The 13,030-nt window shown below is 50.6% G+C and carries 14 protein-coding genes; 10 read left to right on the top strand and 4 right to left on the bottom strand.

From position 1 onward, the window contains the following. Positions 1-82: 82 nt before the first annotated feature. Entirely contained in the window at positions 83-1,549 is a 1,467-nt protein-coding gene (gene proS / locus DEP07_RS09965; RefSeq protein ID WP_217023445.1) for a proline--tRNA ligase, read from the top strand. Positions 1,550-1,887: 338 nt separating this feature from the next. Further along, positions 1,888-2,487: a hypothetical protein gene (locus DEP07_RS09960; RefSeq protein ID WP_287102423.1), complete on the top strand. Its 600-nt coding sequence runs from the start codon at positions 1,888-1,890 to the stop codon at positions 2,485-2,487. Between the two features lie 147 nt (positions 2,488-2,634). Here the strand turns inward: DEP07_RS09960 and DEP07_RS09955 are convergent, their stop codons facing one another. Continuing rightward, positions 2,635-3,273, bottom strand: a complete 639-nt coding sequence (locus DEP07_RS09955; RefSeq protein WP_122966128.1) for an HAD family hydrolase — start codon at positions 3,271-3,273, stop codon at positions 2,635-2,637. A gap of 84 nt (positions 3,274-3,357) precedes the next feature. Beyond that, positions 3,358-3,990, bottom strand: coding sequence for an ArsR/SmtB family transcription factor (locus DEP07_RS09950; RefSeq protein WP_063228734.1), 633 nt, complete (start codon positions 3,988-3,990; stop codon positions 3,358-3,360). Positions 3,991-4,141: 151 nt separating this feature from the next. On the opposite strand from DEP07_RS09950, the gene bcp reads away from it, so the two are divergent. The 4 genes from bcp to DEP07_RS09930 are packed head-to-tail and all read left to right on the top strand — an operon-like array spanning position 4,142 to position 7,075. Next, positions 4,142-4,612 (top strand): thioredoxin-dependent thiol peroxidase, encoded by a 471-nt coding sequence (gene bcp / locus DEP07_RS09945; protein ID WP_122966127.1) that lies wholly within the window; start codon positions 4,142-4,144, stop codon positions 4,610-4,612. 48 nt (positions 4,613-4,660) lie between these two features. Beyond that, positions 4,661-5,713: a M42 family metallopeptidase gene (locus tag DEP07_RS09940; protein WP_173597073.1), complete on the top strand. Its 1,053-nt coding sequence runs from the start codon at positions 4,661-4,663 to the stop codon at positions 5,711-5,713. A 9-nt stretch (positions 5,714-5,722) separates the two neighbouring features. Next, a complete protein-coding gene (locus tag DEP07_RS09935; protein ID WP_173597072.1) occupies positions 5,723-6,484 on the top strand; it encodes a class I SAM-dependent methyltransferase in 762 nt (253 codons plus the stop codon). Positions 6,485-6,526: 42 nt separating this feature from the next. Next, the gene (locus tag DEP07_RS09930; RefSeq protein ID WP_173597071.1) at positions 6,527-7,075 is read left to right on the top strand and encodes a cob(I)yrinic acid a,c-diamide adenosyltransferase; all 549 of its coding nucleotides are present in this window, start codon (positions 6,527-6,529) and stop codon (positions 7,073-7,075) included. A 47-nt stretch (positions 7,076-7,122) separates the two neighbouring features. Here the strand turns inward: DEP07_RS09930 and DEP07_RS09925 are convergent, their stop codons facing one another. After that, the gene (locus DEP07_RS09925; protein WP_122966123.1) at positions 7,123-8,037 is read right to left on the bottom strand and encodes a complex I NDUFA9 subunit family protein; all 915 of its coding nucleotides are present in this window, start codon (positions 8,035-8,037) and stop codon (positions 7,123-7,125) included. A gap of 127 nt (positions 8,038-8,164) precedes the next feature. Between DEP07_RS09925 and nth the strand changes: the two genes are divergently transcribed. The 3 genes from nth to DEP07_RS09910 all read left to right on the top strand — a co-directional run bounded on the left by nth (position 8,165) and on the right by DEP07_RS09910 (position 11,408). Next, positions 8,165-8,821 carry an endonuclease III gene (nth, locus tag DEP07_RS09920; protein WP_122966122.1) on the top strand — a complete coding sequence of 219 codons (657 nt, stop codon included), beginning with the start codon at positions 8,165-8,167 and terminating at the stop codon, positions 8,819-8,821. A gap of 144 nt (positions 8,822-8,965) precedes the next feature. After that, entirely contained in the window at positions 8,966-9,403 is a 438-nt protein-coding gene (gene perR, locus DEP07_RS09915; RefSeq protein WP_063228727.1) for a peroxide-responsive transcriptional repressor PerR, read from the top strand. Between the two features lie 259 nt (positions 9,404-9,662). Next, positions 9,663-11,408: a glycosyl hydrolase family 18 protein gene (locus tag DEP07_RS09910; RefSeq protein WP_173597182.1), complete on the top strand. Its 1,746-nt coding sequence runs from the start codon at positions 9,663-9,665 to the stop codon at positions 11,406-11,408. Positions 11,409-11,480: 72 nt separating this feature from the next. Here the strand turns inward: DEP07_RS09910 and DEP07_RS09905 are convergent, their stop codons facing one another. Beyond that, positions 11,481-11,855 (bottom strand): YgzB family protein, encoded by a 375-nt coding sequence (locus DEP07_RS09905; RefSeq protein ID WP_005827746.1) that lies wholly within the window; start codon positions 11,853-11,855, stop codon positions 11,481-11,483. A gap of 117 nt (positions 11,856-11,972) precedes the next feature. On the opposite strand from DEP07_RS09905, the gene DEP07_RS09900 reads away from it, so the two are divergent. Beyond that, the gene (locus DEP07_RS09900; protein ID WP_173600099.1) at positions 11,973-12,848 is read left to right on the top strand and encodes a nucleotidyltransferase-like protein; all 876 of its coding nucleotides are present in this window, start codon (positions 11,973-11,975) and stop codon (positions 12,846-12,848) included. Positions 12,849-13,030: the final 182 nt, after the last annotated feature.

Below are 13,030 nucleotides of genomic sequence, written 5' to 3'. Positions count from 1 at the left end.
ACCGCGGAAGTGAATCCTCCGTCCCTTTTTTGGGATGGGGGATTTTTTGCATTTTCATGTAAGAAAAAAGGAGCGTAGAAGGATGAAAGAGGACAAAGCGTTCGTAAAAGAAATTACACCGCAGTCGGAAGATTTTTCGCGCTGGTACATCGAGGCGATCAAAAAAGCGGATTTGATGGATTACACGCCAGTGCGCGGCTGCATCGTCTTCAAACCGGATGGCTTCGAGCTGTGGGAGCGCATCCAGGAGGCGATGGACAAAAGGTTCAAAGAGACGGGACACCGCAACGCCTACTTCCCAATGCTGATTCCCGAGTCCTTTTTCCAAAAAGAAAAAGAGCACATCGAGGGCTTCAACCCAGAGCTGCCTTGGGTGACGGAAGCGGGAGGAGAGCAGCTGGAGGAAAAGCTTGCCCTGCGCCCGACTTCGGAGACGATCATCGGACATATGTACGCGCAGTGGATTCAGAGCTACCGCGACTTGCCGATTCTGATTAACCAGTGGGCAAACGTGTTCCGCTGGGAAAAGCGCACCATGCCATTCTTGCGTACTTCAGAATTTTTGTGGCAGGAAGGCCATACCGCCCATGCGAACGAGGAAGAAGCGCGCCAGGAGACCATGCAGATGCTGGAGATTTATCGCGAGGTTGTGGAGCAGGAGCTGGCGATTCCGGTATGGAAAGGGCAAAAAACGCCAAGCGAGCGCTTTGCAGGAGCAGTCGACACGTACTCCATCGAGGCGATGATGAAGGATGGCAAAGCGGTGCAGGCCGGAACCTCCCACTACTTGGGCGACAAGTTTGCGCGCGGCTTTGAGATCAAGTTCCTGGATCGCGACAATCAGTTCAAATACGTGCATACGACTTCATGGGGCAGCTCTACCCGCTTGATCGGCTCGATGATCATGGTGCACGGCGACGACCGCGGTCTGGCTTTGCCGCCTCGGATGGCACCGACTCAGGTCATCATGATCCCAGTCGGACCGATGAAGCTGCGCGATCAGGTCATGGTTGCATTCGATCCGCTGTTCGACGAGATCAAAGCGGCAGGCGTTCGCGTCCGGGCAGACTTGCGCGAGGAAACTCCGGGCTGGAAGTTCAACGAATGGGAGATGCGCGGTGTGCCGCTTCGTCTGGAGCTTGGGCCGCGCGACGTGGAAAACGGCCAGGCGATTCTCGCTCGCCGCGATACCGGGGAGAAAATAACCGTGCCACTGGAAGGCATTGCGCAGACGATTGCCCAATTGCTCGAAGACATCCAGCAAAATATGTTCCAAAAAGCGCTGGCCTTCCGGGAAGCCCATTCGCATCTCGAAATCGATACGCTCGCGCAGCTGTCCGCGCACATCGAAAAATGTGAGAACGAAAACACGCCAAGCGGCTGGGTGCTCGCAGGCTGGTGCGGAGACGATGCGTGTGAGTCCAAGGTCAAGGAAGAGACGAAGTTCACGTCCCGCAACATTCCGTTTGAACCGCCTGCGCAAAAATCGGTCTGCATTTGCTGCGGCAAAGAGGCGAAGCATACGGTTTGGTTTGGCCGTTCGTACTAAGGTTTCAGTTAATAAACAAAACAAACAAGGGAGTGCTCCCCGTACGTAACGGAGCACTCCCTTTTGCATCCACAGAAGTCAGCGTGTGCGGGCAGGTTGTAAAGTATTTCCATTAACGTAATTTATCATTCGAGTAAAAAGTATATACATAAAAGTAAATATTTTGTATTTTTATTGATGGTTATAGAAACGACTCCACGAAGTATGTAATGTACATGGACCCATGGGATGGTCAACATTTTACTATGACTTATGACTCTTTCTTGGATAGCTCAAGACAAGAATAGATTGGCTCATTGTATGGTTTTGAGTCAGAATAATTTAAGGAGGGCAGTTGTATGAAGAGATATGTTTGGACATTGTTCGGTGCAGTTATAGTTGCTGGAATATCATTGGCTACTTGGGCTGGTGCATCCAATCAAGGGAATAAGGAAGCACTAAATGCATACAAGAAAATGGAACAAGCCCGGAATCAAGAGAACAAATCTTTGAACGAATCGAGCAATAATTTTACGCTGTCAGACTTCTCAATTCCAGGAGCTTTATTGTCAGAAGCGGATAAAATCAGCAAATACAAAGATTCAAACGTTCATGAGTTATTGACTGCGCATGATGAGAAGCTTTCGTTTATTATGGAAGGTGATGAAGTAAAAGGTATCGCTATAGCAACAGATACGGAGCCAATCATGGCAGGTGGTGAAAAAACCGGCCCTGAATTGTTTGACCTTCATGAAAAAATAAAAAACGATCTTGGTGACAAGGTCAACCTTATGTACTTTAGTTATGCAGGCGGATTTGTTTTTGTTGCTACTGATAACAAAGGGGAGGAAAGCTTGTGGCTCGATCAACGCGCTGCTCAGTTTCTGGAGCTTTCTCCTCACGTTCAACTCGATTCCGAAGAAGTTTTGCAACAAATCCGAAACAATATAAATCAATAAAATGACAAGGGGGCGTCTCTTCGTCGAGCAATCGACTTTTGAGGTAGCCCCTTCGTATTATGCGGTCAAAATCCGTATATGAAAAAATCTCAGCCATGCAAGACTGTCTATTAACGAAGTAATAGCAGGTTAGGCAACCCGAATCAATCAGCGGCCAAGCACCCAGTCAACAAACGCCTGCGCGTCAGAAAAGCGATAGTCCGGCTCAGGATCGAAGCTCCCGGCCTTCTGGGTGACAAGCAGCCAGTCAACGCCGACCGTAGTCAGCCCTGCGGCGCGTCCCGCGATGATGTCTGCGTCGCTGTCGCCCACAAAAATCGCATTCTCGGCTGTAGCTCCCAGCTGTTTCAGCGCTGTGAAAATGCCTTCCGGATGCGGCTTCGGCTCGGTCACCTCATCGCCTGTGATCACGACAGAAAAATACTTTTCCAATCCCCACTCGCGCAGCGATATATCTGCACTTCTGCGCCCTTTTCCCGTCACGACTCCCATCTGAATGCCCGCAGAATGCAACTGTTCAAGCATCTTTGCAAGCTGCGGAGGATTTTGCACCTGAGCGTGCTCAAGCGTGTACACATGGAAAAAATGATCGAGAGCGGCTTCGTGTTCATGGGCGGGCAGCTTGTTTTGCAAAATGCCAGTTTCGGTTGGACCAAACATCGCTACGATTTGCGCATCGGAGTAGTGCTCTTGCAAAAAGCGCTGAAAAGTAGAGCGAAAGGCCGTAAAAATGAGCGGGAGCGTATCGGCGACTGTACCGTCAAAATCAAACAAAATCGTGCGCATGGCTGCCCCTCCTTTGGAATAAAAAAAGAAAAACCATCTCTCTTGATGGTTTTCCTGGTGTTGGTCGATTTCCTTTTTACAGCTTTACAGCGGCTTGTTCTGGTCGTCTTGCTCCTCAAACTGCTCTTCCGAATCGTCTGTCGGCTCAGCAGGCGTCAGCGGAAACAAGACGTCGAAAAACTTGAACTTGCGGCGGCCTTGCTCGTTTTTGAAGCCTTTGTACTTTTGCAACAGGTCGCTGATGTCGTCCACCAACTGATTGCGTTCTTCCTGGCTCAAATAAAATTCAGTCAGGTTGAAAGCAAAAGTATTCTGGTATTCCTTGCGAACATCCTGATCGCTTGCAACGAAACGATTGAGTGTCCTCATGAGATCCTTTTCTGTGGTGCGAAACGGAGTGAACATGACGTCACTCAATTGCTGTGCATTTTCTTCAATCATAAGCTGAAGCTTAACCTGAATCACCTTGGCGACTGGCTCGTAGTATTTCTCCACGATGGAACCTTTGACGCGGGTATCTACCTGTTCGAGCAAACCAACACGCACAAGTTCCTTCACGTGGTAGTGAAGACGTGCAGCATTTTCGCCTAGTTCCGTAGCGATTTGTTTGGCCGTACGCGGCTCCAAATCCTCGAAGAGTTCTAGAATCTTAACCCTTTCTGCTATGGCAAGGGATTTAAGCGCTTCTGGATCCGTTACTTCAAAAAACTCTTTCATGCCAATTCTCACCATCCAACTGACTAGGCCATTTTTTTATTTTTCTTAATTAATTCTATCGTTTTCTGCTAGAAAGCGCAACGTATATGCGGATGAAGTACCTGTAAGCTTGTGGTAAAATGAAACCAGTGATTTTTACGGGGGGATGAGCATGATCGAAACCGGACAAGCCGCGCCTTTATTTACTTTGCAGGCAAACAATGAACAGACGATTTCGCTTTCGCAATACCGCGGAAAAAATGTCGTGCTTTATTTTTATCCAAAAGACATGACGCCGGGCTGCACGACCGAAGCGTGCGATTTTCGAGACTATCACCCGATGTTTGCGGAGCTGGACACTGTCGTGCTCGGAATCAGCCCGGATTCCGTGAAGTCGCATGACAAGTTTATTGCGAAGCACGAGCTTCCGTTTGTGCTTTTGGCCGATCCGGAGCATGAAGTTGCGGAGGCGTACGGCGTTTGGGTGCTGAAAAAAATGTACGGCCGCGAGTACATGGGAATTGAGCGGAGCACTTTTGTGATCGACAAGGAAGGCAACATCGCCAAGGTGTGGCCGAAAGTGAAAGTAAAAGGGCACGTACAGGAAGTGCTCCAGTTTATCAAGGAAGAGCTGCAAAGCTAAAATCGGCGTTTAATACATAGTCATAGTACATAAAAGGAGGATTTTCTCATGGGTGTGTCTACCGAGTATGTCGTTCAAGCTTTTTGCCAATTGGCGAATATCCCGAGTCCGTCTGGCAACACAGAAAAAGTAATGGCGTGGGTCGCCGGGGAACTGGAGCAGCTTGGCGTGGAGTACAAACGGACGAACAAGGGAGCGATTGTCGCTACCGTGCCGGGGGCGCGTGATGACAAGGCGCGTTTGCTGACGGCGCACGTCGATACGCTGGGAGCCATGGTCAAAGAAATCAAAAGCAACGGACGCCTCAAGCTGACGTTGATCGGCGGTTTTGAGTTCAATGCCGTGGAAGGCGAGCACTGCACAGTGGAAACAGCGAGTGGCCGCCTGGTGACCGGGACGATTTTGTCTACGAAAGCATCTGTTCACGTCTATGGCCGCGAAGCAGGCAAGGCAGAAAGAACCGACTCCAACATGGAAGTTCGTCTGGACGAGAAAGTGACAAACCGCGAGCAAGTACAGGCGTTGGGCATTTCGGTTGGCGATTTTGTTTCGTTCGATCCGCGCGTGACGGTAACAGACAGCGGCTTTATCAAATCGCGTCACATCGACGACAAGGCAAGCGTTGCCGTTCTGTTGGGCGTGTTGAAAGCGCTTCGCGAGACGGGCCAACAACTGCCGTATACAACCCACTTTTTCATCAGCAACAACGAAGAAATCGGTTATGGCGGCAATTCCAGCATTCCGGCCAACGTCGTCGAGTATTTGGCGGTTGACATGGGCGCGATCGGCGACGGACAGACGACCGATGAATATTGCGTCTCGATTTGCGCGAAGGATTCCTCCGGGCCGTACCATTACGGATTGCGCAGCCACTTGACCCGTCTGGCGCAGCAAAATGGACTGAATTACGCGGTAGACATTTATCCGTTCTACGGATCAGACGCGAGCGCTGCGCTCAGGGCCGGATACGACATTGTTCACGGCTTGATCGGTCCTGGCGTGGACGCCTCCCACTCCCATGAGCGCACGCATACAGAAGCGCTCGACAATACAGCGAAGCTCGTCATGGCTTACCTGGCTTCCGAGGACATGCAAGCATAGGAGGGCGGCATGAGCAATATGTATCAATGGGCTGATTACTATGACCTGATGCAGCGCGGACTTGCTGGCGATGTTGAATTTTATCTGGAAGAAGCGAAGCAAGCTGGCGGAAAAGTGCTCGATCTGGCCTGCGGGACGGGAAGGATTGCAATCCCGCTGGCTCAGGCCGGAATCGAGGTTACGGGGATCGACCTGTCGCAGGAGATGCTGGCGAAAGCGCAGGAAAAAGCAGATGCGCAAGGCGTCAGCGCCGGATTGAAGCTGTTGCAGGGAGATATGCGCAGTTTCGAGCTGGGGGAAACCTTTTCGCTGATCATGATCCCGTTTCGCTCGTTTTTACATCTCTTGCACGTTCAGGAACAGATGAAGGCGCTTGCCTGTATTCGCAAGCATTTGGCGCCAGGCGGCAAGCTCGTCATGAACGTCTTTGTACCGAAAATCAATCATTTTTACGAAGAAAACGAAAAGATGTCCCTGCGCGGCACACAGATGTTGCCTTCGGGAGAAGAACTGTCGATGTGGGACTACACCCGCTACGATCACTTCCAACAGTTGTGCGAAGTGACCCGCATCTACGAGCGCACAGATGCAAACGGCGTGGTAACCGAGCGGCTGAAGGGACGTTTTGCCTTGCGCTACATTTATCCGTCCGAATTTCATCACTTGTTGCGGTTGAACGGACTGAAAGTGACCAAACGGTACGGAACGTTTGCCAGAGCGCCTTTTGATGCGAGCAGTACGGAGCTGATTGTCGTTTGTGAGTCTGTGTAGCTTACTTGTTCCAGACAAAAACCAATGAAGGCGGGGATCGGAATGAAGATTTATACGAAATCGGGAGACAAAGGCGAAACTTCATTGGTAGCGGGAGTGCGCGTGCCCAAGTTTGCAGATCGCGTCGAGGCGTATGGAACGTGCGACGAGGCCAACTCCCAGATCGGGCTTGCCTTGTCCTTGTTGCCTGTGTCCGATGCGTGGCAAGAACTGCAGGATGTTTTCCACATCATTCAAACCAAGCTGTTCCACGTAGGGGCAGAACTTGCCACGCCGGAAGGGAAAAAGGTCGGCTGGCCGATTGCAGAGGATGATGTTACGTTCCTGGAGGGGCAGATTGACCAGTTGGATGCCAGTCTGCCGCCGCTCACGAACTTTATTTTGCCGGGAGGACATCCCGCTGCTGCTGCCTTCCATGTCGCCCGCACGATGGTGAGACGCGCAGAGCGAAAAGCCGTCCACGTTGCCCAGCAGGAACAGGTGAATCCGTCGGTGGTCAAATATCTCAACCGCCTGTCTGACTATCTGTTCGTCGTCGCCCGTCACGTGAACAAAGAGACGGGTTCTGTGGAGAAAACACTGCATGAATAAACAAAAGTCCCTGATTTTTCAGGGGCTTTTGCTTTTTGGCGGATCGTTTATGAAAGATAGGTGGAGATTCCCGGGCGAAAGGCGATTTTTTCTGTGGAAAACGTGTCGTACAGCCGTTCGGCGTCCCGGCAGGCATTGCCTTCGAGCAGCATCGTCAGCTGGGTGTTGGTTATCGGAAAAAAGGAGAAGCCCTCCATTGCGTTGATGACTGGTTTCATGAAGGCGAGCGGGATGTGGATTTTGCGCACTTTTTGCTTGCCGAGCACCTCGCCGATCGTATCGAGAATTTGTTCGTAGGAGACGGGAGCAGGCCCGCCTGTTTCGTACGTCTGATTGGTTGCCTCGCGATGGTTCAAGGCTTGGACAAAGACGTCCGCTACTGTTTTTCGCGCTACAGGCTGCAACAGGTAAGAGCCGTTTCCGAGCACAGGAGTGACTGGCATGCGAACAAGATCGGCCAGCATGTTTACAAACTCGTCGCCAGGCCCGAAAATGACCGATGGCTGAAAAATGACGTAAGGGATGCCGCTTGCTTTGACAAGTTGCTCCGCTTTGTATTTCGTAAGATGGTACTGGCTCGTGGCGTTTTCTCTTGAACCGAGTGCGCTCATGTGGACGAAGCGTTTTACGCCATGCAGTTTGGCTGCTTCCAGTACGTTGCGCGTGCCGTCGACGTGAATCCGCGAAAAAGTGATTCCTTTTCCCGGCTGCTCGCGAATAATTCCGACCAGGTGAATGACGGCGTCGCAGCCTGCCATGGCTGTTTTCAGCGATTCAGCGTCCAGTATATCCCCAGCCACTTCCGTCACGCTTCCAGGACCAGTCACCTCAGGGAGCAGTTTGCCTTTTGAATCTGCCCGACCTGGCCGGGACAAGCAAACGGTATCGTAGCCTTCTGCAATCAGACGATCCAGCACGCCTTTGCCGACAAAGCCGGTAGCTCCTGTCAGGAAAACTTTCATTCATATCGCCCCCTGTTAAATGATTCCAAGCTTATTGTACATCAGGTCACGAACTGCTTTCCATGGCTTGCGACGATTGCCGAGCTGTTCAAGATCGGTATAATGTAGGAAAAAGGGGGATATATTTATGGCACAACGCAAAGTACCCGTTGCAGACATTCTGGACACACTTCAGCAGATGTACCCGGATGCACACTGCGAGTTGAATTATACAACCCCGTTTGAGCTTTTGATCGCCACGATTCTTTCGGCGCAGTGCACGGATAAGCGGGTGAATGAAATTACAGAACCGATGTTCAAACAGCTGAACCAGCCGGAACACTATTTGCATCTGACGCAGGAAGAAATGGAAGAGCATATAAGAGGGCTGGGATTGTATAAGAATAAGAGTAAAAACATTTTGGAGACCTGTAGAATCTTGTACGAAAAGTACAATGGAGAGGTGCCGCGAACGCACGCCGAGCTGGAGGCGTTGCCGGGAGTAGGTAGAAAAACGGCCAACGTCGTGCTCTCCAATGCGTACGGTGTCCCGGCGATTGCGGTCGATACCCATGTGTTTCGTGTCGGGAATCGCCTGGGCCTTGCCAAGAGCGACAATGTGGACGAAGTAGAGCGTCAGCTGATGAAGAAGATTCCGCGCGAAAAATGGTCGGATGCGCATCATTGGCTGATTTGGCACGGGAGAAGAGTGTGCACGGCGCGCAATCCGAAATGCGATCAATGCCAACTGCAATCCATGTGCAAATACGCTTTGACCGAAGCGAAAAAGGCAGCAAAAGCTTGATTTCCATTTCTTTCTCCGCAATTCGGCGGAATGGATATTGACAGTTTTCGCCGAATAGACGTACACTTATTTAAAGTAATTCTAATCAATGACAAACAGAGTTGATTGATCTTTTGTCTTGCGAAGACTGTGGGGTGTGACAATATGGCACAGCGTGTAGAAAAAGCTGTAGAAATCCTCAAAAACACCGGGGTTCGGATGACACCTCAACGCCATGCAATCTTAACCTATTTGCTGGAGACGATGACTCACCCGACGGCTGACGAAATATACAAAGCTCTCGAAGGCAAATTCCCCAATATGAGCGTCGCGACGATTTACAACAACCTCAGGGTTTTTAAAGATGCGGGTTTGGTAATTGAGCTGACCTACGGGGATGCTTCCAGCCGCTTCGATGCCAATGTGGAAGAAGACCATTACCACGCGATCTGCTCTAGCTGTGGGGCGATCCGGGACTTCCATTTCCCGTACTTGCGGGAGGCGGAAGAGGCTGCGGCGAGAGATATCGGGTTCAAAGTCACCGGCCATCGGATGGAAGTATATGGCGTCTGCGAGTCCTGTCAAAAGAGTACCCTAAATTGAGTTATGTGGATGAACACCTTTTGCCTCAACGAATGTCGAAGAGTTGAGGCAGAAGGTGTTTTTCTGTTGAAATGTGTAACGTTTTGGCTGTTTCAAACGTCTTTTTTTGGAGGGAGAACGGCTCGTCCTGCGTTTTCCAGTATACAAAAGGTTGTGAATCGTTTGAACCAAGGCTATGATCGAAATATTGCAGGAATGATACAGATGATCGGAACCGTGGCGAAAGCCCGTTGGTTGGGAGGAGGGTATAACCGTGAGCATGCAGCTTAATACAGTACCTCGTCCCAGACGCAGAAGGGGAAGAGCGCTGCGCAGACTTTTCATGCTGATGTTTTTCTTGCTCGCCATCTTTGGGAGCATTTACTGGTTTTTCGTGCTGCGGGCGTCAACGGAACATGTGCAGCCGTACGATGGCGCCAAAGATGTCATCGTCTTTGAAGGAAAGCGCATGGATGCTACTTACTTGCTCGACGCGGAGCAAATCTTGCTTCCTTTTGATTTCATTAAAGAGAAAATCGACCCGGCGATCTTTTGGGATGAGCCTACCCGTTCTGTGATCGTGACGACGAAGGACAAAGTTTTGCGGATGGAGAGCGGGGAAGTCGTAGCTCATCTGAACAAGCAGCCAGTCAATTTGCAGGTGCCAGTGAAGGAAGTGGAAGGAAAGCGCTATGTGCCGCTTGATCCGCTCACCAAGCTGTATCCGTTTGCCTTCGAGCGAAAAGCCGATACAGGCGTGCTCCTTGTAGAGCAGGAAGGGTACGAGATCGAGCAGGCGCATGTGATCAGCGGAGAGGAAAAGCAGCTCGTCCGTGTTGGAGCCTCTCACCGGACACCGATCGTAAGCGAGCTGTCCTCCGGGGATACAGTTGATGTTCTCGGAGAACAGGAAGGCTATTACCGCGTGTTGACAGCATCCGGGATTGCAGGCTTTCTTCCGGAGAAAAGCGTTGAGATGTCCGGAAAGCGAAAGGTCAGCTTGCAGCATGCCGGGTCTTCTGGCGAGCAAGTCGCATGGAAGCCTGATGGGCAAAAGGTGAACATGGTTTGGGAGCACGTCGTCAGCAAAAATCCGAATGTCGCCCAGATCGAGACGCTGCCTGGCGTCAATGTGATCGCACCTACCTGGTTTGAATTGAAAGATGCAGAAGGAACGCTTATAAACCGAGCGGACTCGGCGTATGTAAAATGGGCGCATAAGCGCGGCTACCAAGTGTGGGGGCTGGTCACGAACGGCTTCAACCCGGACTGGACCCAATCCGTTCTCGGCAGCTACGACAAGCGAGACAAGCTGATTGTCCAATTGATCCACTATGCCCACTTGTATGATTTGGACGGCATCAACATCGACTTTGAAAACGTGTATTATGAGGACAAGGAGCGGCTCGTCCAGTTTGTCCGCGAGCTGACGCCTTACTTGCATCAGCAAGGACTAACCGTTTCCATCGATGTGACAATCAAGTCCAACGCCAAGACGTGGTCGATGTTTCTGGATCGCAAAGCATTGGCCGAAGTCGTCGACTACATGGCTGTCATGACCTACGATGAGCATTGGGCGGCAAGCCCGAAAGCAGGCTCGGTGGCGTCATTGCCATGGGTCGAAGCAGGCTTGCAAGGAGTATTGGAAGAAGTGCCGAACGAAAAGCTGCTTTTGGGTGTTCCTTTTTACACAAGATTGTGGACAGAAGCCAAGCAGGCTGACGGAACAGTCAAGGTAAGCTCCAAGGCGCTGTCCATGCCGAGAGCGCAGGAGTGGATAGCGGAGCGAAAGCTGACTCCGGTCCTGGATAAAGCATCTGGTCAGCAGTATGTGGAATACCGCGATCCGAAAGACGGGAATGTCTACAAGATGTGGTTGGAGGACGTCTCGTCCATGGCAAAGCGGATGGAGTTAGTGAAGAAATACGATTTGGCTGGAGTCGCCTCGTGGCGGCGAGGGTTCGAAGTGCCGGAGATTTGGCCGACCATCGAGGAAGGCTTGAAAAACGCTATAACCGCTCAGTAAAAAAGAAGCCACCTGCTGCCCGAATGGGAAAGTGCAGGTGGCTTATTGCATCTCGAACGAATGAGAAATCGATCATGTCTGGTTTTGCTGGGGCTGCCCGTCTTCCAGACGCAAAGGCTGTCCGCAAAACATACAGGCATCTTCTTTCCCAAGCATTTTCGTTACTTTTTGGCACGAAGGACATTCTACTTGAGGAGCAGAGGTAGATACCATGCCGGAGATCATAAACAAGACGGTGCTGCCCATCGTCAAAATAAAGCCGATGATCAAAAGCAGCGTCATGAAGATGTGAGAGCCTTTTAACAGGTTGCCAAGGAAAGGTATAAAGTCCAGATATCCTCCGAAAAAAGCGTACCCTGTATACATCAGCAAAATGCCGATCACCATGCTCCAGTTACCCCATGTGCGCATGCGTTTGATTTTGCTCAGGCGTTCAGTTTTTTTCATCATCATTCCTCCTACTATACAGTATAGCATACAAAGGATTTGTCTGTTGACAAGCAGGAAACGGACAAATCGTGTAGAATCCATAAGTTCAACCCAGGGGCAGGGAGGAACACCGACATGGCAATGAAGCGAGAGGAGAGTCAGCAAACGTATCTGAATAAGCTGCGGCAGCGCCCGGATGTACAAGCTGTGCTGGTTTTGCCTGTTTCGGATCTGCTGGTTCCGTTTCGCGATGGCGCCTTTTATCTTGTCGTGGTCAACCAGCCGCAAGCAGAGGGAAAAATCCGCCGTCTGCACATTCAGGGACGAGTGGTCATGGAGCAACAGATTAGTACCTGGCAGCTTGAAAAAGGGGCGGTTAGCGGTCTGGATGAACGTTTGGCTGCGTTGCTTTGGAGAGCGGATATTGTCTGGGACAAAGACGGTTATATGAAGCAGATGAAGAGTCGGTTGAGTCGTCTGCCTGTTGCGCTGCAAAAAAAGTTTATCTGTAGGGAGTATTCCCAACTCCTCCGTTTTTTCCACGAGACAAAAGAGTTTCTTCAGCAAGGACTGATCTTGGATGCCCATCATGCGCTCATCCAATCGCTGCATTCGTGGGCGAGGCTGATCGTGTACGAAGCGGGGGAACATCCGCAGGCTGCGCTGTGGTCCCAGGTAAAACAGATGGACTCATCGGTATTCAAGCTGTATGAGGAGTTGTCCATTAATGGAGAAGCGTTGGAAAAGCGCATCGAGCTGCTTGTTCTCGCGATCGAGTTTTGGATTACGTCCAAAGTAAAAGAGTCCGTCACTTTCTTGATGGAGGTTATGGAATCAAAGGCAGGTCCGTGGCGCCTGGAGGAGCTTGTGAACCATCCGGCCATTGTAGATGCACAAATTGATGTCCCTCTTCTTATTGATAAAATGCTGCAAAGGCAATTGATTCAAGAAGTCGTTTTCACAGAGGGGGCAAATGGCGACAGAGAGTCAGGAGTAATATTGCTCAGGTAAAAGTTTTTAAATACTATTGACTTCTGGTTTTGCTACATGCTATATTAACAAACGTCGCTGCTGCGCAAGGAAATGCTGACAGCGAAAAAAGTGAAAAAAACACTTGATTTAATAAGTGGATCTGTGGTAAATTAAAAAAGTCGTCTCTGGGCGACAACGAAAAATGCTCTTTGAAAACTGAA

Source organism: Brevibacillus sp. (assembly GCF_003521185.1).
GTDB lineage: Bacteria > Bacillota > Bacilli > Brevibacillales > Brevibacillaceae > Brevibacillus > Brevibacillus parabrevis.
This window is presented reverse-complemented; position numbering and strand designations above follow the sequence as displayed.